The sequence below is a fragment of the Nostoc sp. DSM 114159 genome, from assembly GCF_053470285.1.
On sequence record NZ_JBPFEH010000001.1, the window covers coordinates 1191722 to 1214808 of the forward strand.

Annotated in this window: 15 protein-coding genes and 1 pseudogene; 1 reads left to right on the top strand and 15 read right to left on the bottom strand. The window is 46.5% G+C overall.

Translation table 11 applies throughout. The annotated features are described in order from the left end of the window. Positions 1–88 precede the first annotated feature (88 nt). From ACR5KR_RS04805 to ACR5KR_RS04855, 11 genes are all read right to left on the bottom strand, one after another. Entirely contained in the window at positions 89–1084 is a 996-nt protein-coding gene (locus ACR5KR_RS04805; RefSeq protein WP_448265673.1) for an alpha/beta hydrolase, read from the bottom strand. Positions 1085–1410: 326 nt separating this feature from the next. Then, on the bottom strand, positions 1411–2850 hold the full coding sequence (locus ACR5KR_RS04810) for an FAD-dependent oxidoreductase (RefSeq protein ID WP_448265674.1): 1440 nt from the start codon (positions 2848–2850) through the stop codon (positions 1411–1413). Between the two features lie 262 nt (positions 2851–3112). Beyond that, positions 3113–3862 (bottom strand): glucose 1-dehydrogenase, encoded by a 750-nt coding sequence (locus ACR5KR_RS04815; RefSeq protein WP_448265675.1) that lies wholly within the window; start codon positions 3860–3862, stop codon positions 3113–3115. Between the two features lie 132 nt (positions 3863–3994). After that, positions 3995–4534 (bottom strand): SgcJ/EcaC family oxidoreductase, encoded by a 540-nt coding sequence (locus tag ACR5KR_RS04820; protein WP_448265676.1) that lies wholly within the window; start codon positions 4532–4534, stop codon positions 3995–3997. 211 nt (positions 4535–4745) lie between these two features. After that, positions 4746–6305, bottom strand: coding sequence for a GMC family oxidoreductase (locus ACR5KR_RS04825; protein ID WP_448270094.1), 1560 nt, complete (start codon positions 6303–6305; stop codon positions 4746–4748). A 76-nt stretch (positions 6306–6381) separates the two neighbouring features. Next, the gene (locus ACR5KR_RS04830; protein WP_445627542.1) at positions 6382–6969 is read right to left on the bottom strand and encodes a Dps family protein; all 588 of its coding nucleotides are present in this window, start codon (positions 6967–6969) and stop codon (positions 6382–6384) included. A gap of 83 nt (positions 6970–7052) precedes the next feature. After that, complete coding sequence (locus tag ACR5KR_RS04835) at positions 7053–7922, bottom strand: alpha/beta fold hydrolase (protein WP_448265677.1); 870 nt, start codon at positions 7920–7922, stop codon at positions 7053–7055. After that, the gene (locus ACR5KR_RS04840) at positions 7915–8475 is read right to left on the bottom strand and encodes a DsbA family protein (RefSeq protein ID WP_448265678.1); all 561 of its coding nucleotides are present in this window, start codon (positions 8473–8475) and stop codon (positions 7915–7917) included. The genes ACR5KR_RS04835 and ACR5KR_RS04840 overlap by 8 nt, the downstream gene beginning before the upstream one ends. 206 nt (positions 8476–8681) lie before the next feature. Then, positions 8682–9311 (bottom strand): response regulator, encoded by a 630-nt coding sequence (locus ACR5KR_RS04845; protein ID WP_448265679.1) that lies wholly within the window; start codon positions 9309–9311, stop codon positions 8682–8684. Next, a complete protein-coding gene (locus ACR5KR_RS04850) occupies positions 9308–12097 on the bottom strand; it encodes a PAS domain-containing protein (RefSeq protein ID WP_448265680.1) in 2790 nt (929 codons plus the stop codon). Before ACR5KR_RS04850 ends, ACR5KR_RS04845 begins: the two co-directional genes overlap by 4 nt. A gap of 184 nt (positions 12098–12281) precedes the next feature. Continuing rightward, positions 12282–12887: a DsbA family protein gene (locus ACR5KR_RS04855; protein WP_448265681.1), complete on the bottom strand. Its 606-nt coding sequence runs from the start codon at positions 12885–12887 to the stop codon at positions 12282–12284. 516 nt (positions 12888–13403) lie between these two features. Here ACR5KR_RS04855 and ACR5KR_RS04860 point away from each other — a divergent pair. Then, on the top strand, positions 13404–13823 hold the full coding sequence (locus ACR5KR_RS04860) for a hypothetical protein (RefSeq protein WP_086832656.1): 420 nt from the start codon (positions 13404–13406) through the stop codon (positions 13821–13823). A gap of 66 nt (positions 13824–13889) precedes the next feature. Here ACR5KR_RS04860 and ACR5KR_RS04865 read toward each other — a convergent pair whose 3' ends face one another. The 4 genes and pseudogenes from ACR5KR_RS04865 to ACR5KR_RS04880 all read right to left on the bottom strand — a co-directional run bounded on the left by ACR5KR_RS04865 (position 13890) and on the right by ACR5KR_RS04880 (position 23063). Beyond that, entirely contained in the window at positions 13890–14519 is a 630-nt protein-coding gene (locus ACR5KR_RS04865; protein ID WP_448265682.1) for a response regulator, read from the bottom strand. Between the two features lies 1 nt (position 14520). Next, positions 14521–21579 carry a PAS domain-containing protein gene (locus ACR5KR_RS04870; RefSeq protein WP_448265683.1) on the bottom strand — a complete coding sequence of 2353 codons (7059 nt, stop codon included), beginning with the start codon at positions 21577–21579 and terminating at the stop codon, positions 14521–14523. Positions 21580–21631: 52 nt separating this feature from the next. Beyond that, positions 21632–21820, bottom strand: a pseudogene (locus ACR5KR_RS04875) (hypothetical protein); the annotation flags it as partial. 199 nt (positions 21821–22019) lie between these two features. Further along, entirely contained in the window at positions 22020–23063 is a 1044-nt protein-coding gene (locus ACR5KR_RS04880) for an inosamine-phosphate amidinotransferase 1 (protein WP_445627534.1), read from the bottom strand. Between the last annotated feature and the right edge of the window lie 24 nt (positions 23064–23087).

Below are 23087 nucleotides of genomic sequence, written 5' to 3' on the forward strand. Positions count from 1 at the left end.
GAATTACCCTTTTTTCCTACGCTAACTCCGTAAGCAGCAAAGCGATGGAGGAGAGTCTTTTCCTTTTCCCAAAAATATCGATCGCATCCTATTGCAGATATTTCTTCAATTGGGCAGCAGCTTGAACAAACAAAGAGCGCACTTGTGGCAGATCGGCTAAACCATTGAGCAGTCCAAAGTCATGAATCATGCCGTTGTACTGCACCGTTGTCACCTCTACCCCAGCTTCATCAAGCTTGCGTCCGTAGGCTGTGCCTTCGTCATGCAAAATATCGCTCTCTGCAACCACAATTAATGCTGGAGGCAAGCCTTTGAGTTGCTCAACCGTCGCCTGTAAGGGAGAAGCATAGATGTCTTTGCGCTTTTCTGGGTCAGCGATGTACATGTCATACATCCACTTCATCGCGGGTGCGCTTAAGTACCGTTTGTCGCCAAATTGATGATAAGAATTCGTTTCAAAATCGGCATCGACGATCGGCCACATCATGATGTGTAGCTTGATGTGTGGCCCTCCGTTTTCTTTGGCCTTCAAAGCAGTGACTGCTGTCATATTTCCGCCGACACTGTTGCCGACCACTGCCAGATTCCTACCATCCACTCCAATCTCCTCACCATGCTCGGCAACCCATTTGGTCGCAGCATAAATCTCATTAATCGCCTGTGGGTACTGAGCATCTGGCGTGCGCGTGTAGTTGACAAAGACACCTGCAAACCCTGAAAGCACAACCAGATCGCGCACCATACGCTTGTGTGTTGGATAATCACCCAACACCCAACCACCGCCATGAATAAAGATGAAAACAGGCAACGTGCCTTTAACGCCTTCCGGTCGCACGATATTGAGCGTAATCGAATAACCGTCAGCGATAATTTTCTTCTCAGACTCTTCAATCCCTGAAAGGTCTACTGGAACAGAAGCCTGTGCATCCACGAGTACTTGACGTGCTTCGAGTGGAGTGAGTGTCTCCAGCGGCACACCTCCTGAATTCAGCACTTTCAAAAATTCCTTCACCCCACTAGAAAGACGTGGATCGTCAGCAACTTCCAAAATTTTTGCTGCTGGCAGGTTTGTTTGAGCAACCATGACATTCTCCTTTGATAAGTAGTAAACAATCTGTTGAAATGACACTGTTAAGTGAATTGATTTAACAGTGATACTTGATTCAGCAGTGATTGTGGAATGGCAATCACTGAAGAGGCAGAGGGGAAGGGGGCAGGGAGCAGGGGGAACAAGCCCTTCTCCTCTGCGCGGAGCGAACGCGAGTGCGTCTGGTAGAGAAGCGGAGCATGGGTACGTTCGCGGAGCGTCTCGGAGAGAAGCCCCGCCCTTCTAGTGCGTTCTTACTGGGGCGGAGTACAAGCTCTGTCTCAGTTTTCCCCCTTGCTCCCTGCTCCCCTGCCTCTTTTGACCTAGCGGTTCGCTGCCTCGATCGGTTGTTTCCACACCGCAGCAGCATAGAGCGAGTTCTCAAAATCGGGGGCGATATCGCCTGTGATACGTGCCTCATGATGCGCCCAGTCCTCAAAGAACAAGTCGTGGCTGATGCACGATACTATTCCAGGTATGTCGCGGCGGATGCTAAATATGTCACCAATTGGCAAGCCAAAGCTGACGAAACCAGCAGGATTAAATACGTGAATGTCTTTGAGATAAGGGGCAGTGCCAGGTACTTTTTCTAGGTATTCGCGGGCGTTACCCAAGTAAGGGTGCGTCCCCAAATAGTCGTCGCGCAGGTCTTCTGGTGGCTCGTAGCGATCGCGCCAGAGGGCAATGTGCTGGGCAAAGTCGGCTAGTTCGGGACGCTTTGTTGGGTCAACGAAGTAACCAGTGCCAGCGATCGCAAAATCAAACTCGAAAACATCATCATTCACCTGAATGACAATGCGTTCGCCCATTGCCCGTGCCGATTTCCAAGGTGCAGATAGGTGTATGTGAAAGTTCGGGAAGGCGATCGCTCGCTCAATCGCGTTCCGTGATGGCGTGGAGCCTTCTTGACGAAAGCGCCAAGCTTGAAACCAGCGGGCTGCATCGGGTAATTGGGGATAGTTGCAGTAAGCACCAGGGTATTCCCGTATCCGAAGGATTGGTAGAGATGGAAGTGCCGACCGCCGTACAAATAGGTGTACTGCCTTAGCTCCCGATTCTAGTGCCACTCCTGCTGCATCGAAAGCTGAAGCCGCCCCACCCAACACCGCCACAGTCTTACCGCGCAGTGCTTCAAAATCGATGGCATCGGCGGTATGTGTGTACAGCGTGCGTGGTAAGTCAGCCAGTACTGGAGGTATGTATGCACCACCAGTGCCAGCCACACCATTGGCGAAGATAATTTTGCGCGTAGTCTCTACCTGCTGGACACCGTTTACCTCAAGGTGTATGCGGAAGAAACCTGCGGCAGGCTCAATCCGCACCAACTTCGTCCGGTAACGAACCTGGATACCGAGGAAGTGCCGATACCAACTAAGGTATTCAGCCCATATCACTCGCCCAATGCGATCGATCGCTGCGTAGGCTTCCGTACCGTGCCGCGCTTCGTACCAAGCTTGAAAGGATAATTCTGGGATGCCTAGTTCCGGGCCAGGCACATTTTTCGGCGTGCGGAGCTTTTCCATCCGCGCTCGTGTCAGCCACACGCCTGCATGAGCCTCGTCATCGGCTGCATCGATCGCCGTCACGCGACCGATACCAGCACGCCGTAGCGCAAATACAAAGGCGCTACCGCTGCCGCTGCCACCGATGATAGTGACATTGCGATCTATGCCAGGGCGATCGGGCACCCAGTTTTCAGGATCGGGGCCGAGCAGGCGTAGTGCCTCGCGGGCAGCAAAATCGGAATCAGTCGTTATTGTCATCTCGATCTCCTCAGATAGTGAAATGCGATTGTTTATTCGGGTCGATCTATCTCACATCCTGACGACCAAAGAGGGTAAAGGGGAAAGGGGGAAAGGGCGCAAGAAAGAGTTTTTAAACATAGAGAAGGAAAAAAGATGTATTTCCAGATACGTAGTAAGAGGAATACAGCCTCATAGTATTAAGCCCGTAACTTTAGTTATGGGGTTCCCTTTACCCTTTACCCTTTACCCTTTTCCCTTCATCTTTAACTCCTTTTGGACTTCAAATCTGTGCCATACCACCATCGACAAACAACTCAATGCCGTTCACAAAGCTGCTATCATCTGAAGCGAGAAAAACAACCGCTTTGGCAATCTCATCGGGTGTGCCGACTCGTCCCAGTGGGATGGTGCTGGCTTGGCTGTCCACAAATTCTTGCAACTGCTGGTCATTGAGTCCCAAATGATCGTAACCAGGAGTCGGAACCACACCAGGGCTAATGGCATTCACTCGGATCTTGCGTTCTCTGAGGTCGAGTATCCAATTCCGAGCAAACGATCTGACGGCGGCTTTGGAGGCACTGTAAACACTGAATGCTGGCGTACCTTTTATAGAAGTAATCGAAGCATTCAGGATAATAGAAGCGCCCTCTGGCAACAGTGGCAATGCCTTTTGTACGGTGAACAGCAGACCTTTGACGTTTGTGTTGAATGTTTTGTCAAAGTGTTCCTCAGCGATCGCTCCAAGTGGGGCAATTTCTCCAACGCCAGCATTAGCAAAGATGATATCGAGGTGTCCTTGCTCTTGCTCAATGATGGCAAACAGGCGATCGAGGTCTGCCAGATTAGAAACATCGCTCTGCACAGCCGTAACATTTTTACCAATGGCTTCTACAGCAGCATCCAGTTCGGCTTGGCGACGACCCGTAATGTAAACATAGGCTCCTTCAGCAACAAACTGTTTGGCAGTGGCAAGACCGATACCACTGTTGCCACCCGTGACAAGGGCGATTTTTCCTTCTAATTTTTTCATTATGCCGATCCTTTGATTGTTGGGTTTAAAGCAGTCAGTTGCTTATGGAGAGCGGAGTCAGGAGGAAGAATAGTCAGCCCGTATTGGGGAGTAAGGGCGATCGTCTTTTGTATTTTAACTTAGTGCCATTCCTTACATCTCCTTTGATTGCTCTGCTTGATGATGCTGCTTGAGACTTACAACGAGGTCAGTCACTTGACGTTGAGCTTCTGCGCTCAATGAGTCAAAGTCGTCTAAGAAGAACTGACGTTCTAGCGTTAACTTTCGGGTATTAAGTAACCCTTCGATCTGCCAACCTTCGTCGCCTTTCGTTACCACGTATAGCGGCAGCGAATCTCGTGACGATGAAGTTTCGGTTTGTCCGGGCAGTATTACCCCGATCGCTACGAGCATGAGCGCGAGTTGCGAGTTCACGAAGCGGACAAAATTTACCTCACCTTCCAGGCGTGTTCCTTTAACAACTGTGTCGAACGCTTGCTGATGAAATGCAGCGATTTCTTTTCGACCCTTAAGATGCGTGCCCTCGAACGTGATGAAATCGGCAGTTTCGCTGAACGGGGCAGCGAAGCCTTCGCCGCTACCTCGATTCCAAGCATCAATCATCTGGCGAGGGAAAGTACGAATTGCCGACTCGTCAGCAATAGTGGTGGTTTGAGCTGTTTGTAAATTCATAGTTTTGAGTTTTCCTTTTAATTCAGAGGGTGTGGGGTGTAGGGAACCCACGTTTAAAAGCATGGGATTGAAGCAATGACGCTGTATTTCTCGCGCTGCGCGAGAAATACATCTTTTTTTTAAACTGGGCTTGTGACCCAGAACTCAAGTTTTTTATTTCTACACCCTACACCCCACACCCCACACCCTTTTCTTTGTGATAAACCAGTTCTCAAGCAGCATAGAGGGCTTTATTAGCAATGCTTTTTGAGGTACGCTCCGCTTTAATTAAATCTGCCGCTTTTTCGCCAATCATGATGGTTGGTGCGTTCGTATTTCCCGTAGTAATTGTTGGCATGATGGAAGCATCAACAACTCGCAATCCTTCAACCCCATGTACCCGCAACTTAGGATCGACCACTGCCATTCGGTCAATACCCATTTTGCAAGTGCCAACCGGATGCCATACAGTGCTGCAAGTGTCTCGAATGTAAGCTTCGAGTGCTGCATCGCTCTGAACATGGGAACCCGGAGCAATCTCCTCACCATGAAAATTATCAAAAGCACTGGTCTTAAACAATTGCCGCATTAATTTAATTCCCTCAACCAGCTTTTGCACATCGGCTTGACTTTGTAGATAATTCATCCGAATGGTTGGTGGATCTTTAGGGTCGATTGACCGCAAACTAACACTGCCAACATTTTGGAAACGGGTAAGAGAGACTGCACCCGTAAATCCAAAATCAGCAGGAGTATAACCAGGTGACAAGAATTGAATCGGGCCGAAGAAGAACTGCAAATCGGGCGCAACCTTTGCATTCTCCTTGCTATGCAAAAATAATCCAGCTTCAACTCCATTACTAGTGATGGCGGGGTGTATATCTTGAGTAACTTCTTGAACGACAGAAGTGAGAATGTGATCCTGAAGGTTTTGACCGACACCCGGCAAATCTGCAATGACAGAAATTCCCATCGCTTGCAGATATTCTGCATCCCCAATACCAGAAAGCATTAGCAGTTTGGGCGAATCAAACGCACCCGCACTTAAAATCACTTCGGAGTTGACTCTAACCTGGTGGAGCGTACTTTCATGCAGATATTCCACTCCCACACAGCGAGTGCCTTCAAACAGCAATCGCGTCACCAATGCCCCTGTCGTTACGGTCAAATTAAGACGATGGAGAATAGGTAGGAGAAAAGCAGAGGCAGCACTGTGCCGTTTACCATCTTTGACCGTTAACTGATAGAATCCTACCCCTTCTTGCTGTACACCATTAAAATCAGGATTGTAGTTGTATCCCATTGACACACAAGCATCTACAAAGCGTTGAGAAACCACAGCAGGGGATATTAAATCGGTAACGCTCAACTCCCCATCAACCCCGTGAAATTCTGATGCGCCTCGCTGCTGGTGTTCTGATTTCTTGAAATAGGGCAATACATCAAGGTACGACCAACCGGGATTTCCTAATTCCTGCCAGCGATCGTAATCGTGAGGATTGCCCCGGACATACATCATGAAATTAATCGAACTGCTGCCCCCTAAGACTTTGCCACGGGAACAAAACATTTTGCGGCCCTTCAGGTAGGGTTCCGGCTCAGAAAAGTAACCCCAGTCAACTTCAGAGCCTATTAGACTAAAGCATTGCGCCGGAATTTGAATTTCTGGTTTTGTAGCTGGGTTGCCCGCTTCGAGGAGTAATACGGTTGTGTCACAGTCTTCGGTTAGACGATTGGCAACCACACAACCAGCCGAACCTGCACCGATTACAATGTAGTCATAGTGACTCATAGCATTCATCGTTCATCTCCCTGATGTGCGAATGGTTAGTGCAATGCCAATGAATGTAGCTTTTGAATGGCTGAGGCTAACTGCGTACCACAGGTGTATCCACCAAATGTTCTGCCAGAAACCAAACTTGCGTCTCATTGGTTCGCAGGACTTGGCTCACTAACAAATCGTTAGTGCTACTATCTTGATTCGCTGCTGTTTTATCGATCGCTAATCTCAATTCCTCAATAATCTGCTCGTGGGCTTCTAGTAACCGCGACAACATCACGGGTACTTCCTCAACGCCGTTGGGCGGACGCTTAATCTTAGTGACTTCTGCTACATGACGCGGGTCAGCGATCGCCACGCCTCCCAGAGTTTGTACTCGTTCACCTAGTGCATCAATTAACTCAATTTGTTCGCTGGCGTGTTTGTCGAGCAACAGATGCAGTTGATAAAACGTATGTCCGCGCATCAACCAGTGATGTTTCTTGTAAAGGTGATAGAGAATAATCGTATCTGCCAAAATTTGATTGACTAAAACACAGCTTTCGCTGCGGGTACTAGTGTTGAGAACAATTGGCAAATCACGAAGAGTACCATACTGCTGAATTTCATATCCATGTTGATGCAGTAAGGGTTGACTGCGATCGACTTCAGTGATAGCTGTATTTTGAGTCGCCACGATCGAATCTCCTAGAGTCAATAATTAGGTATGTTCTATTTGTATGTACCGAGAAACTGCTTCTCTTAAAGATTGGGATTACTTCACAGAGCCGTGCTTGCTGCTTCAATCACTTTGGCAACCTCTTTTGGATGAGAGATAAAAGGAACATGACTGGAGTTAACTTCGGTTGTCTTAGCACCAATCCGTTTAGCCATAAATCGTTGAAGTTCAGGGTTGATGGCGCGATCGCTTTGAGTCACGATAAACCACGAAGGAATCGTTTTCCAGGCGATTTCATTCACTGATTGCTCAAAGGCTGCGCTGGCGATCGGCTTTTGAGTTGCTGCCATTACTCGCGCCTCAGCCTTCGATACGTCCTGGGCAAAAAATTCGTGAAACTTCTCGCGATCGACATAGAGAAAGTTTGCCGCATCAGACACGATCGCCGTACTAATCGGAGGTGCAGCGTACCTTTTATTCAAATCGCTCGTCTTTTCACCAACATCTGGTGCGAAAGCATTAACATAAACCAGAGCTTTCACCTGTGGATTGCCAGCTGCTGCACCCGTAATCACATTTCCAGCATAGGAATGTCCAACTACTACAACAGAACCTTTTTGATTATTAATCGCCCGCTTCGTCGTTGCCACATCATCAGCAAGCGAGGTGAGGGGAATCTGCACAGCAGTCACTCTATAGCCATCTTGCTCTAACAATGGAATAACGTGTTGCCATGATGTACCGTCAGCATAAGCCCCATGAACGAGAACGATCGCAGGTTTAGAGTTGGATGCTTGAGGTAATTCCTTGGAGGTGGCTGGTGTTGAATGCATTGATATTCCAACAACAACACTTAATGCTAATAACCACAGCAATAATTTTTGAACTTTTTTCAGTGTAAAAACCATGATTGCGATCGCCTCTGTATTCTTACTAAATTGCTGAAATCTCTGATTCTTGTCGTTAATCATTTGCAGCAACAATGGCTGCCATTATCTGCTCAACAGTCCAGCGATCGAGATAGCGAATTCCATTAATAAACAAAGCGGGCGCGGCCTCCACTCCACTTCGCAGTCCACCTTCGATATCCGCATCGATGCGGTCGACATACGTTCCCCTCGATAAATCCTGCAAAAATTGAGAAATATCAAGTCCTAAGCGATTGGCGTACTCTACTAGATAGCCATTCTCTAACTCTTGTTGATGAATGAACAATATCTCATGCATTTGCCAAAACTGTCCTTGAGCCGCTGCTGCTTCCGCAGCTTGCGCTGCCCGTTGAGCATGGGGATGAATCTGTATCTGAGGAAAATGACGGAAGATAAAACCTAAATTGTTTTCTCCAAACGAAACCTTCAATTGCTGTTGAGCAACTTTAATCAATCGATAGACGTTGGCACTTTGAAAACATTCATAATCTCCATACATGACGAAGACTACAGCAGCATTCAGTACACCTTGAATATGATCCTGGGTTGAAGGCAGAACGAATAAAGAAATATAACGATCGTGGTCGTAAGTCATGTTTCGGTTTGTATTAAGCAAACTTAAGCCTTACAACCCAACTGCGCTAACGTTGCTATGGATTTAATATAGATAATTGACCTTCTGTTGTCATCCACTCTGAGTTGACATTTTTATACAATCTAGTGATGGATGAACCTGTTCATCTCGTAGTGGAAGGTTGTCTCCAACTAAAGTTGGAATTTGGATACCAACTTGAGTACAGCTTACAAACTGACAATTCCACGCTTAACAGCAGTAATCACTGCTTGTGTGCGATCGCTCACGCCCAGTTTGCTCAAAATCCGATTTACATGGGATTTGACGGTACTTTCACCAATATTCAAAGCAGTGCCAATTTCTTGATTACCCTTTCCTTGTGCCATCAAACGCAGCACTTCCAACTCTCGTTCGCTGAGTTCTGGATTGCTCATTCGCTGCAATAATTTTGCGCCCACTTCTGGCGGAATGTATTTCTGACCATTATAGATGGCGCGAATCGCATTCAAAAGCTCGCCAGGTTTAGCATCTTTAAGCAGATAGCCTTGAGCGCCCGCCTGCAAGCCGCGATAGATATCTTCATCGCCATCGTAGGTTGTAAGTACCGCAATTCGAGCCTGCTTAAATTCGGCACAAATCGCCATAATGGCTTCAACACCCCCCATTTTGGGCATTCGTAAATCCATTAGCGTGACATCAGGTTGGTGTTCTCGAAACGCGGCGATCGCCTGCTGTCCATCTTCAGCTTGAGCGATCGCTGTCATTTCTGGATCGCGGTTAATGATGGTTGCTAAACCCTTTCTGACTATGGCATGGTCGTCAACAATCAGCACTCGAATCGTAGTGGATTGGCTCATTGTAATTCTCCCACTCGATTGATAGTGACAATAATTTCTGTTCCTTGACCTGGTTGGCTTTGAATTGTTAGTTGTGCACCAATGCGCTCTGCTCGTTCGCTCATTCCTAATAAGCCAAACCCACCGCTAAAAGGAGTGCTACCTACTCCAAAGCCCCTGCCATCGTCTTTAACCCGTAAGATACACTGTGTTTCGTTGTACGCCAACTCAACCCGAATTTCGCCAGCACTTGCGTATTTAATCGCATTGGTTAATGCTTCCTGCCCAATTCTGAGTAAGTTATTCTCCACTTCGGTTGGTAAGGAATAGGCTATACCTTGAGTTTCGCAAATCAGAGCCGTGTCGGTCGTTGCTCGCATTTGAGCCACAATACGATGCAGGGCACTCTCTAAATTACCTTCTTCTAGTAGCCGCGGACGGAGTGCTGCTACGGAGCGCCTTGCCCCTGCTAGCCCAGCGCGTGCTAGTTCCTCAATCATTTCCAGATGTACTTGGGTTGCTTGGGGGTCATCCGCCAGCACTTGTGTTGCTGCTCCAACCTGAAGCAGAATACCTGTGAAAGATTGAGCTAGTGTATCATGAATTTCTCGCGCCATTCGGTTGCGTTCTTCTAAGATAGAAGTGTGTTCAGCTCGTTTACGATCGCTAATGTCTGTCATGAGACTGTAGAAACCTCTTACCTGAGCATTGTCATCGAAATCAGGAATAAAGGTCGCGCTGATGCACCGCTTATCATCTGGAAAAGGGATTTCTGCTTCTAGAGGGACAGTTTGCCCTGCAAACACCCGATCAATGTACGGCTCAACCCGTTGATAAACCGCCTCACCGAGCAGTTGACTAACAGGGTTGCCCAAAATTTCATCGCGGCTACGGTTGAACCAAACCTCATAGGTACGGTTGATGAATTGATAACATCGATTGGCATCTACATAACTAATCAGAACGGGTAGAGCGTCGGCAATCAGTCGTAATTCCTGCTCCTGTAAGCGAAGCTCGTCGTAGACACCGCGCAGCTCTGCTTCGTTTGCCTGCAATGCTGTCGTTCGTTGGGCAACTTGTTGCTCTAGGGTGCGATTGTATTCTGCTAAAAGCTTCTCTGCTTGTTTGCGTTCGGTGATGTCTTGAAAGGCTGCGATCGCATACAGAATGTTGCCAGACTCATCAAAAATTGGAGTTCCCCAACTTTCGATTGGAATGATGCGATTCCCCTGGTGAATTTCGATATCATCCACACTGCCCTGTTCGCCGTTTAGCGCTCGCCTAATCATCAGTTGTTCGGTTGGGTAGAGGCGATCGGTTCCTGCCACATAGAGTTGATAGACCTCGGCAATTTGCTCTGGGGTGACAGAAGGCAGCACGCCCTTGCCTAAGAGTTGGATTGCCTTCTGATTCGCGTAATAAGGGCGACCTGTTGCGTCCATAACCACAATTCCTACCGGAACAGACTCTAAAATTTTCTGGAGGCGGGTTTCACTTTGGGCGAGGGTCTGGTTTAAAGACTGCATTTTAGCAAATGCGATTTGAAGCTGCTGTGCCATCTGGTTGAACGATCGAGCCAGTTCGCCCAAATCGCCCGATCGCTCAATTTCTAACGTCTGCTTCCATTCGCCGCGAGTCAGTGCCTTTGCCGATTGACTAACGTTGACGATCGGTTCAGTAATCCAGCGGGCAGTCAAAATGCAGATAATCATGCCAAGTAACAAAGTTACAACGCAAAGTAGAATAGTTGCGTGAATGTCTTGATTAATTTGCGCCATGAAATCTGATTCGGGCAATACTGTGATAATTAGCCAGTTTAGCCCGCGAATATCCTGGAATGGCATGACCTGAACCAACTGCCGCTTGCCGTCCAGGTTAAAGTCAAGCTGTTCCGCAGACTGGATCTGCTGCAAATCGCCAAAATGGTCGCGCAAATAGGCAGCAGTGGCTCGTACAGTGGGATTGTGGCTCTTAATTGCAAGCAACTGAGTAGAATTAGCCTCGCTACTCATAATCGCCTCTGCGGTTGAGGTCGCAACCAGTCGTCCCGATCGCTCTACAATAAAGGCGATGCCTGTCTTGCCAATTTGCAGGCTAGCCAAAAAACGGCTCATCTCATTAGGCAGAAATACATCGGTGGCACAGACTCCCAACAGCGATTGCTCGGCAGTGCTATAGACAGGCGTACTGGCGGTGATCGTTGGCAACTGGCTAGCAAAGTCGGCATAGATTCCACTCCAGATTGGTTCGCCTGCCGTCACTGCTGCTTTATACCAGGGACGAACCCGCGCATCGAAGGCTTTGTTGCCTTGACTGATTAACTGGCCTCGCTGACCATTGCGATCGAGGCTGTAGCCGTAGAGTTTACGATCTGTAGCAACATTACTCGATCGCAGTTCAATTGAGCGATCGGCAGGGCTACGTCGTACCCCTAGAAGAGAGCCATTGCGATCGCCACAGTAGATATCACTCACCATTGGGTAAATCTGGATTTGCTGCCAGAGTGGAAACTCACCTTTGACTGCGCTAGGGTCAATTTTTCCCTGAGCGAAGGTGCTGGCATTGAGCCGATTGATGTTATGGGGTATCTCGGTATAGGTTTGTAGTTTGCCTTCGATCCGGTTCGTCAGTTCGCGCCGCAGTTGACTGGCGAGATCGTTGATGGCTTCCTGTCTATTTTTGAAGGAAAAATACCCCACTAAGCCGACTGTCACCAAAGTTTGCAGCACAAACGGCACAATCAAAACCGTCTGCAATGGCACCGTTCTGGAAACTTGAGCTACAACTTGCTTGAGAAGACTGCTCATCAATCAGACTCCTCATTTACGGTAGTTCGCGCGCGTTAGTCCATTGACGAAAATACTAATGGTTTGCCAACCCAAAAATGCTGGGTGAGGGCGGGGTAAAGGGCAAGGGGTAAAGGGTAAGGGATTTAAAACCTTTCCCCTTTTTCCTTTCCCCTTTCCCCCGCCAAGTGAACTTGGCGAACTACTAGCCATGAGCAGCTCCAACGATCGCAATAAGTAGCGGCTCAAGCTCTAAAGCGTTTCTATAACGCACACCATTGATAAATAAAGCTGGAGTGCTAATTACCCCACTATGCATTCCGCTGGCAATGTCTCTATTGATGCGATCGACATACACTTTTTGGGCAATGTCTCGAATAAACTGAGTTACATCAAGCCCTAAATTGTCAGCGTATTCTGCTAAATACCCATCTTCTAGCTTTTGCTGATGCTTCAATAACATCTCGTGCATCTGCCAAAACTGCCCTTGTGTTGCTGCTGCTTCTGTCGCTGCTGCTGCCTTTTGAGCTTGAGGATGGATTTGAGGTTGAGGAAAATGTCGGAATACAAAGCATAGAGAATCTCTCCCGAATAAGGTCGCCTCAAGCTGGCGTTGAATTGCCTGAATTGAGGTATAAAGTTCGCTACATTGGGAACACTGATAATCCCCATACTCAACAAGCACAACGCGAGCATTCAACGATCCTTGTCGATGGTCTTGCTCAGAAGGAAGTACAACTAATTGATTGCGCTCTGCTTCGCAGTTACCGCAAGAGGCGCCGGGTGTGTCGTCAGGAATAACATCGCTCATTCTAAACTCTTATTTCTAAATCCTTGAAGAAAAGAGATTCATCGTGTGCCCTCTGAAATTTCTTCTCTTCAAGCCTATAATCTGTTTGTATGAGTTTAATGTATGGGATTTGCTTAGGCTTGTCGTCAATTCAGGGTTTGTATTTTAATCAACAAAATGATTGAGGATGAGTCAATTTGAGGTAGTAGAACGAATCAAACTCAGGTTTGATTGCTTCACAGACTAAAATATGATGGTTAACCCAGGCAGAAGTACATCTTTGTTTTTACCTTAAACAGCGAGAAGGAGAAATTCTTATTGATGATCGCGAGTCAGGTTACTGGGATATGCTTTACTCATGTTGCTCTTTCAGTGCTGTTTATTATCCATTCACAGCTTATACCTAGAGAGCTTTTTTGCACCCTACATAATTTTTTAAACACCCTCTTAAGGTAGTTATACGGAAAAGTTACCTATTATACCCGAATATGAATGTTATATAGAAAGTTTCCGCATAATAAATAGTTAGGCAGCGTGATGGATGACGGTTGGAAAGGTGTCAACGAGGCGCTGAGGCGCTTTGGGCTCCCGGCGAAGCACGCCGACCGCCCGGCGATTGTCGCGGCACTGCGTGAGCAGATCCGACTTGAGGCCAATGAGGTCGGCGACCAGTTCCTGATGCGCCTTCTGTGCGCCCAGCTTTTCTCGCTGGGTGTGGTCGAAGACTCCCTGTTGGTTTGGGAGGCGAAGTCCTGCAACTTCGATACACACTGCGGGATTGATGTCCAGTTCCTATGTGGAGCGGGTTTGAAGCAGACCAAGGAGTTCCTCTGCGCCCACGGCAGTGACCCGGCACAGGATGCGTTGGAGTACATCGCCCGATGTGACCGCGACTTCGCCGACTTCTCGGTCGGGCGCGCCCTCCGACAGGCGCAGGAGTTCTATCAGGTGGCATGACTTGCTGCGGCTAACCGGCCGCTGAACGTCGGTTCGTTAGGCAGCCATAAGGTCGGTGTAGGTAGTTCACAAGCTAGCAATTCCACGTTTCAACGCAATAATGGCTGCCTGGGTGCGATCTTTGACATCTAGCTTGCTTAAAATTCGGTTGATATGAGTCTTCACTGTACTTTCACTAATATTGAGAGCAGTGCTAATTTCCTGGTTGCTCATGCCCTGTCCGACTAACTGGAGAACTTCTAACTCACGATCGCTCAGTTCTGGAGCAGTCATCCGTTGGACTAGCTTGGCAGCCACGTTGGGGGGAATATACTGTTGTCCCCTGCTCACTGTCCGAATTGCTGTCAATAGTTCCTCTGGCTCAGAGTCCTTGAGTAAATACCCCTTTGCCCCGGCTCGCAATCCTTGATAAATTTCTTCATCGGTGTCATAGGTGGTCAGCACAATAATTCGGGCATTGGGAAACTGATTGCAAATAACCGTAATCGCTTGAACACCTCCCATCTCAGGCATCCGTAAATCCATCAAAGTCACATCAGGTTGCTGTTGCTGAAAAACTGCGATCGCCTCATGCCCATTTCGCCCCTGACCAACAATGACAATATCTGGAGCCTCCTCTAACATTCCGATCAAACCCTGGCGGACAACAGGATGATCGTCCACAACCAGAACGCGAATGCTACCGGGCTGATTCATACTAACTTAGTCCCCGATGAATAGATACCACGATCTCTGTCCCTTGCTCTAAGTCACTTTGAATCTTTAATTCAGCTCTAATGCGTTCAGCCCGTTCTGCCATCCCCAGTAGACCAAAGCCATTCCGCATCGCCTGGTTTTCTACATTAAATCCCTGCCCATCGTCTTTAATTCGCAAGCTGCATTGGGTCGGTTCATAGATCAGTTCAATGTGGATTTCACTTGCTCTAGCATATTTTATTGCATTTGTCAAAGCTTCCTGCCCAATCCGAAACAGATTATTTTCCAGATCCGAGGATAGGGAATAGGGTGTACCCATGACTTCGTAGACAATTTGGGTGGCGATGGAGGAATCTAATTGAGCAGCAAGACGGCTTAAGGCATCCTGTAAGTTACTGCTCTCTAAAAGGTATGGGCGGTGTAATGCCTCTACTGAACGACGTGCCTCCGCAAGCCCAGAACGGGCTAAGTCGAGGATTTGAGTGAGGAGAGTTTGCGCTTTTTCTGGGTCTGCCGTTACTTTATTGGAGGCAGAGCGAGCATGAATGATAATACCTGTAAACGCTTGGGCTAAAGTGTCGTGAATTTCCCGTGCCATGTGATTGCGCTCTTCTAGAATGGAGGCTTCTTCGGCTCGTTTGCGATCGGTGATATCTCTTGCTAGCCAAATGACAGAATGTTCTGAGATGGGCGAGATGCGAGTTGCAAACCAGGTTTTCCACCCTCCCAGAATCGAGCTATACTCAATCGTTAGGGGCTGCTGAGTGCTTAATGCTTGCCGAATACAGCCAAGAAATGTATCGGCTTGCGATCGCTCAAAAATTTCGGAAAATGTTCGACCCACCTGTTCGTCAATCGGGTTAGATAATTTCTCTGACTCAAGCAGGGTTGCTCTCAAAATCCGCCCTTGTGCATTTACTACCAAAAGCGGATCGGGCATTGCACAAAAGAGCGCCCGAAGTTCTGCTTCGGAGGTTTGCAACGCTTCTTCTGCCTGTTTGCGTCTAATTCCTAATGCAATCTCGCGGGCTGAAAACTCCAACGCCTCAAAGTTGGACGACGGAATGGGATGTCGAGTAAACATCGCTATAACTCCAACAAGCTGCTCATCCAGCAATATCGGATAGCCTGCAAATGCCACCATGCCTTCTCGTTTTGCCCATTCTCGATCGATGGATGATTCATCAAACACATTGTTAATCAACAGAGGACGGCGTTCCTGAGCAATTTGTCCAACTTTGACGCTACCTACAGGAATTCGACTGTACTCACCGTCAAGACGGGTATACATCCCCGCACTGGCTTGTAACTCCAAAACATTCTTGTCTTTATTTAGCGTCCAAATCCGAGCAAATGCCGCATTAAAGTGCTTAACAACGGCTTGGACACAGCGATGCAGCATCAAGGGCAAACTAGCACTTTGAGCCAAGGCACTATCTACATCGGCGCGAAAATCGGAGAGGATTGCCTGTTCCCGAAATTGAGCTTCGGACTGACGCAACACTTCTTCTGCTTGTTTGCGTTCGCTAATATCTGTCATGATACTGTAGAAGCCTCTTACCTGAGCATTGTCATCGAAATCAGGGATCAAGGTCGCGCTGATGCACCGCCGATCGTCCGGAAAAGGGATCTCTGTTTCTAGAGATACCGTTTGCCCTGCAAACACCCGATTAATGTACGGCTCAACTCGTTGATAAACCGCCTCACCGAGCAGTTGGCGAACAGGGTTGCCCAAAATTTCATCGCGGCTACGGTTAAACCAGACCTCATAAGTATGGTTGATGAATTGATAACATCGATTGGCATCTACATAGCTAATCAGAACTGGTAGAGCGTTGGCAATCAGTCGTAATTCCTGTTCGCGATGGCGCAATTCCGCTTCACTTTGCTCTAAAGCTGCCGTTCGTTGGGCTACTTGTTGCTCTAGGGTACGATTGTAATTGGCTAAGAGATGTTCGGTTTGTTTGCGCTTAGTGATATCTTGAAAGGCTACAATTGCGTAAGCAACGTTCCCATGTTCGTCAAAGACTGGCGTTCCCCATGCCTCAATGGGAATAATAGTCTCGCCTTGGTGAATCTCTAAATCATCCGTTCTTGTACGTTCGCCTTTTAACGCTCGGACGATTGGCATATCCTCAGGGGAACAGTTTCGATCCGTTCCAGCCAGGTAAACTTGATAAACCTCTGCAAGACGATCTGATGTCGCGTTAGGATCGACGCCTTTACCCATCAGATCAATTCCCTGCTGATTGACATAGTAAGGGCGACCAGTCGCATCCAAGACCCCAATTCCCACTGGAACCGCTTCTAGAAATTGATTTATCTGATTTTTGCCGTCGCGTAGTTTCGAGTAGAGTTTGGCATTTTCAATTGCGATCGCTGCTTGAGTAGAAAGTAGATTCAGAACTTGCGATCGCGTAGCGTCTCCTAATGCCTCCGGCACGCTTGCGCGAACGGAGACTCGCTCTGGTGTAAATACTCCAGTTGCTAATTGATTTTCCAGATACAACACGCCAACAAGTTTACTTTGATTCAATAGCGGCAAACAAAGAAGTGATTTCGTTTGGTTCTGCTGAATATATGGCTCATTGATAAAATGACCTTCACGAGTTGCATCATTTAATATGACAGATTCATGAGTACGGATAACATAATTAATAATTGATTCAGGTAAATGATTTGCAATTGGGAGCGATTGCAACACTTGCGTAGCATAGACATTCTCATCGTCATTGAGTTCGCAATAAGCTTCGATCGCCCATTTTCCTGAGTTTTCCAAAATCAAAAATCCAGTTTGTGCTCCCGCGTTTTCAATTAAAATTTGCATTAGAGAACTAAGCAATCGCTCCAATTCAATCTCACTCGAAATTGCTTGAGCTGCTTTCATCACCGTTGCTAAGTCGAGAGCAATATGTGAGGTATTTGAGGTAGTTACAGCCGTGGTGCGAATTGGTGTAGAAACTACGTTAGACAACTGAGGAAATAGTTGAGGATAACGAGTTTCTAAATCTTTAACCTTTGCCATTGCTCCCCAGCGTTTATAGCAATAGTGAGCTTCTTTCATGTATGTTTGGGCAAACTTTTCTCTACCACGAGCTAAGTAATGTTTGGCGGCTAATTCATAGGCTAATGCTTCTTCTTGAAGATACTCGTTGTCCTTGGCTCCTTGAATGGCTTGTTCATAGAACTCCTCGGCTTCAAGAACTTGCCCTAAGACTCGTGCTTTCTCTGCCTCAACGAGATGAAACTTGTGTAAAAAATTTTCTGGACAGCTATCCGACCATGCTTTCAAGCGCTCCTGATTTAATCGGATCTGTTCCAAAGCATGACTTTGTTCTGCTTGAGATAGACCGGAATACAGGTTGAGTAGAATCAGAGAACCATAGTAGAAATAACCACTATAGGTTGTAAACCCGACGATAGAATTTAGAATCTTCCCCGCTTCAACGAAATAATGGCAGCCTTGCTCAAAATCTGCTGTTAAACAGGAAAGATGCATTCTGAGGATGTAATAAAGACAAATTGAAAACCGTATTTGTGAGGTTTCACCCCGATGAACTATTTTTTCTGTCTCCCTGAGCAATTGCTCGTGTTCCTGTGCCGCTTGCCCTAAAGCAAGTTTTGCGATAAAAAATTTAGCTCCAGCCAGTGCCACCTTCGCAAGCTCGTCCTGAATCTGCTTTGCCACCAACTGATATTTTTCGTTGTCTTCTGCAACGGTTGTTAAATTTTCTCCTTGAAATAAGCGATTAAAAATATTACCGACTACGTTATAGGCTGCAAATTGAACGTCTCCCGACTCCATGCTTGCCAGAAAACCTTTGTAATTGATCGTGGCCGCCCCTGCTATAGGCTTTGACCAAACTTGAATAAAGCTTCCAAACAACATCTGTGCCTTACACTGCTGAGATTTACTGTTTAGTTTGTAGCTAAGTTGTACCGCTAAATCTGCACACTCATAGCCTCGTTGGTATTGCCCTTCCATCAAACCTAGAAGAAGACCATAGTTTGCATAAGCCTTAATAGACTCAGCAATATTTCCATGTTCAATGGAAAGACGAACTACTCTTAAACTGACAAAGCAGTAAAGTTCAATATTAGCCGTAATGTAGGTTGGTATATCTACAGCAATTAGCAATTTAATCATTGCTCGGATGACTCGATCGCTCACTGTCGGTAAAATTAAAAGTGAGGAAATTGAGCGATTTTCTAAGCTTTTGGCAACAGCAGCAAACTCTTCCCGGACTAATTCTGGCAAATTTTTGCCCTTAATCTCAATCCCCAGCTCCTGCAATCCGATTAGACCTGTTTGAACTGCTTTCTCACATTCGCCTTGTAGGGTATATTGAGTTATTTGAAATACACGAATATCTGCGCGATCGACAGCAGAAGAAATGTGTTCTAAAGCAACCTTGGTTGTGGCGCTTAATTGCTCATAGCTAGCATTGCTCAACTGTGCTGTGCAGAGAGTCCGATACAGGTGGAACATCAAGTCGTACTGACTCATCCAAGCCTCCTCTTTGAGCAAGCCAATGCCAGTCTCAAGATACCGAATCGCAGCTTCATAGGCAGTAGAGGCGATGGCTTTTTGAGCGGCAGCCAAGTTGAGTCGTGCTAGTTTCTCTTTTTCATCTTTCTGTGTCAAAAGGGATTGACCATAGTTGATGTGGTTGACAATATCAAAAAGTTTTTCACTTTGTTCGACCTCAGACAGCTTGTTCAGCAGGAGTTGTCCAATGCAGTAGTGCGTTACTTGCTTTTGATCCTCAGAAATCAAAGCATAGGCGGCTTGCTGTACTCGGTCATGCAAGAACTTATACTCTTGAACTAACAAGTCTTCGTCTAATTCAGACAGGGTTTGAATGAATCCTTCTTGTATCGCTGGTAGTAAATCCTGAAAAACCGTTTTGGGTGATTTCTCACACACGATCGCTAACGTCTCTAAATCAAATTCAGCTCCGATACAAGCGGCTAAGCGGAGAATTTGCTGGGTTTCTTCTGGTAGTTTCTTTAACTTTAAGAGCAGCAACTCCACAACATTATTAGTGATATTTTGGGTTTGAAGTTGAGCAATGTCCCACTGCCACCCCCCTTTACTTCCCCCCTTAGCAAGGGGAGCCAGTGCGTTGGGGAGACAGCGCCGTGGGCGGGTTTCCCGACTTGAGGCGACTGTCGTCGGCTCTGCCGACTTGTTCGCTCTTAGCGTTCCCGCAGGGTAGCATCTGGCGTGGGATTGAGGGGGGTCAAAGGTCAGCAGATTTTCGCTATACAGCATCCTCAAAAATTCACTGACAAAGAAAGGATTGCCCTCGGTTTTACGCAGCACCAACTCAGCAAAGGAACGAACAGTGTCCACATCTCGATGTAGCGTTTCGGCAATCAACTGACTCAATGGCAAGAGCGTTAAAGGTGCCAGGATCATCTCTTGAAGCACTGCCCCTTTTTTTTGCAGCCTCTCTAGCGTTAAGAGCAGTGGATGCGTTGGAGTCACTTCATTGTCTCGATAGGCTCCAATCAAAAACAGGAATTGATTTTGCTCATCCAGCAGCATCAACTCGATTAACTTCAGCGTCGCGGAGTCAATCCATTGCAAATCATCTAAGAAGATCGCTAGCGGATGCTCCTTGGAACAAAACACTCGGATAAACTGCTCAAAGACGCGATTGAAACGATTCTGAGCTTCCGCAGCTTCCACTTCTAAGACAGGCGGCTGCTTGCCCACAATCAATTCCACTTCAGGGATGACATCAACGATCAGTTGTCCATTGCTGCCCAACCCTGCAAGTAGGCGCGATCGCCACTGTTGTACATACTCGTCTGGTTCACTAAGTAATTGCCGTACCAATTTTTGCAGGGCAACCGCGATCGCACTGTAGGGAATATTGCGCTGAAATTGATCGAATTTACCAGAGATAAAATAGCCACGCTTTTGGGTAATTGGTTTATAGATTTCTTGCACTAACGCAGATTTGCCAATGCCAGCATAGCCAGATACCAACATCATTTCAACTTGGAATTTTGGGTTGCCCGTTTGTTGGGTTTGTGAAGTTGTTTCTGAATTGTTTGGTAAAGCAGCAACAGGATTTGACTCTGGACAGGCTACACGATCAAACGCCGCCAGTAACATTGCAACTTCCTTATCCCGCCCATACAGTTTTTGGGGAATTTGAAAGCGATCGCAAACATCTTGAAGCGCCAGTTGAATGCTAGAGATTTGACCGATTTGTGCTAATTGTTCAGCACACATTTCTAAATCCGCTTTGATGCCCCAGGCACTTTGATAGCGATTTTCAGCATTTTTCGCCATCAGTTTGAGAATGATATCTGAAATTGGCTTGGGAATCGTTGTATTTATTTCATTAGGCGGAATAGGATTTTTGGCAATATGACAATGGACTAGCCCCAGCACATCTGTGGTGGAAAATGGTAGTTGTCCGGTAAGCAGTTCGTAAAATGTCACACCAAGGGAGTAGAAATCAGTCCGGTAGTCGAGTAAACGGTTCATCCGCCCGGTTTGCTCTGGAGACAAGTATGCAAGTGTGCCTTCTAAAACATGAGGACTTTTGAAAGTCGGATTTGTGCGGTTAAATTGGGTGGCAATTCCAAAGTCAATAATTTTGATAACGCCAGTATCCAGATTGAGAACTATGTTTCCAGGGTTGATATCTTTATGAATGACATTGGCTGCGTGGATTCTGCCTAGAATATCGGTGAGGGCGATCGCCAGACTTAAAAATTGGGATAAGGGCATAGGGCAAAACATATCTGGGCGCTTGTGCATCCATTGCTCTAGGGACTCTCCCCCAAAATCTTCTAAGATAATCACCAGAGTGCGTTGATACTCTTGCTGGCTGTATGCCTTCACTACTCCTTCCAAGTTGAGGGAACGGGTAATTTTATATTCCTGTCTGTAGCGGGTCAGTTCTTGAGGTGAGGGATAATCTTGCTTGAGTATTTTTACCACGATCCCTACTCCATCGTCTCTGATGCCGCGATAAACTAGAGAATTAGAACTTTCGTATATCTTCTCTTGGATGGCAATACCAGGTAGAGCAATCATAGAGCAACTCTTGAGAGGATAATCTGGCATAACTCAAACTATACACCAATTCTGTTAGAGCTTGTCCCTGTTGTAGAGCAAGTAAAACAGAATCCTTGCTGAGATTATTCCAGTACTGTGCATAACCGTAGAACTCAATCACTTGTCCTTTAGCAAGCCATAACAGATTACCCGAAGAGGTAATCACTTGAGTTTTGCATAATTGAGCAGATTTACATTGGGAGGCTAGGGTTCTCCAAATTTATACTCTCCTTACCAAATCAAGCTTTTGGTTTGAACCTGTAGGCTTAACTGCACTGTATTGGATCGTAACTTTAGTTTTTAACGGTGTAATAAGCCATAGCCAAATTCCTTTATTTAGACTTACCCACTTTATAGATATATCCTTTGTCTAAAATCTGTCTTTTACTAAGAATTGCATAGGCTTTATAATGCAATTTTTAAGCAGTACAATAGCTCTCCAATGAGCCTTTTCGTCGCACATCCAGCGTTACACAATGAAACCCTCCTCCCAAGGTTCTTGAGTGTCTGAGTTGGAGTTGTATAACATCAACACCGCGTTTCTCAAGCTGTTTGATGAGTGGAGTTTGAGATTTATCAACGATCGCCAGATTTGGATTTACCATTAAGAGGTTGATACCAATCCATTTAGAAGCATAGGATGTTGTTGTATAACCAATATCAACGATATCCGTCAGATAGATCGCATCCCAAGTTTTGAATAGATCGGGCAAATTTTGTTCGCCAACTCGTTCAGCGTTCACCACAACTAAACCAGGTCGAATTACAGCGATAGTCGTGTCTACATGACTTCCACTATAAACGTTGTCATAGGTATGCACTTTATATTCTTCGCCTAATATAGTTTGCAGCCACAATGCTCCAGAGCGGTTTCCAGTATCTGAAATCAAATAAAAAATATCTTTCCCTAACCGCAATATGTTTGCCGCATCAAATAGAGGTTCATAGTCTTTGATTGCTGAAGAGTTGGGATCGTGAATATTATAAATTTCATCAGCGAGTCTAGGCTTTGGAGCTGATATCCATTTAGCTCCACTGTGCAAATAATCCATCAAGATAGATTTAAATGAAAGAGTTTCAAAAAATCTTGCTCGTAGCGTCATTGGCGCTTCGATAATCCATCTTCCAACTGTAACGAATAGGTCTCTGGGACAGTAATTGTATTGACCGTCTGATTCCCAATCAGGGGTGCGAAATTTAATAGAATGATCTACTATGTCAGGACGCTGAACAACTACATTGAGGCTTTGAAGTGTATGTACAAGTTCATCAAGGTCTTCTTCAGTTTCTTCGATGATGCGATCGCTATACTGACCAGAGGGAATGTTTTCAATGCTGCCATAATCTCTGTATTCGACTGCAAACAAACCTCGATCTCGACAGGCAATACGTGCATTGGTGGCACGGCCAACAATAATTTCTTCAAGAGCGTCCCATTCGTTATCAACTTTTACTTTACTCATCTGTTGTTCTAGTCCTAAATTTGA

What these genes read in the sequence shown, in the direction of transcription:
- ACR5KR_RS04805 (WP_448265673.1), bottom strand. Translation starts at nt 1,084, where the DNA reads ATGGTTGCTCAAACAAACCTGCCAGCAGCAAAAATTTTGGAAGTTGCT.
- ACR5KR_RS04810 (WP_448265674.1), bottom strand. Translation starts at nt 2,850, where the DNA reads ATGACAATAACGACTGATTCCGATTTTGCTGCCCGCGAGGCACTACGC.
- ACR5KR_RS04815 (WP_448265675.1), bottom strand. Translation starts at nt 3,862, where the DNA reads ATGAAAAAATTAGAAGGAAAAATCGCCCTTGTCACGGGTGGCAACAGT.
- ACR5KR_RS04820 (WP_448265676.1), bottom strand. Translation starts at nt 4,534, where the DNA reads ATGAATTTACAAACAGCTCAAACCACCACTATTGCTGACGAGTCGGCA.
- ACR5KR_RS04825 (WP_448270094.1), bottom strand. Translation starts at nt 6,305, where the DNA reads ATGAGTCACTATGACTACATTGTAATCGGTGCAGGTTCGGCTGGTTGT.
- ACR5KR_RS04835 (WP_448265677.1), bottom strand. Translation starts at nt 7,922, where the DNA reads ATGATTAACGACAAGAATCAGAGATTTCAGCAATTTAGTAAGAATACA.
- ACR5KR_RS04840 (WP_448265678.1), bottom strand. Translation starts at nt 8,475, where the DNA reads ATGACTTACGACCACGATCGTTATATTTCTTTATTCGTTCTGCCTTCA.
- ACR5KR_RS04845 (WP_448265679.1), bottom strand. Translation starts at nt 9,311, where the DNA reads ATGAGCCAATCCACTACGATTCGAGTGCTGATTGTTGACGACCATGCC.
- ACR5KR_RS04850 (WP_448265680.1), bottom strand. Translation starts at nt 12,097, where the DNA reads ATGAGCAGTCTTCTCAAGCAAGTTGTAGCTCAAGTTTCCAGAACGGTG.
- ACR5KR_RS04855 (WP_448265681.1), bottom strand. Translation starts at nt 12,887, where the DNA reads ATGAGCGATGTTATTCCTGACGACACACCCGGCGCCTCTTGCGGTAAC.
- ACR5KR_RS04860 (WP_086832656.1), top strand. Translation starts at nt 13,404, where the DNA reads ATGGATGACGGTTGGAAAGGTGTCAACGAGGCGCTGAGGCGCTTTGGG.
- ACR5KR_RS04865 (WP_448265682.1), bottom strand. Translation starts at nt 14,519, where the DNA reads ATGAATCAGCCCGGTAGCATTCGCGTTCTGGTTGTGGACGATCATCCT.
- ACR5KR_RS04870 (WP_448265683.1), bottom strand. Translation starts at nt 21,579, where the DNA reads ATGATTGCTCTACCTGGTATTGCCATCCAAGAGAAGATATACGAAAGT.
- ACR5KR_RS04880 (WP_445627534.1), bottom strand. Translation starts at nt 23,063, where the DNA reads ATGAGTAAAGTAAAAGTTGATAACGAATGGGACGCTCTTGAAGAAATT.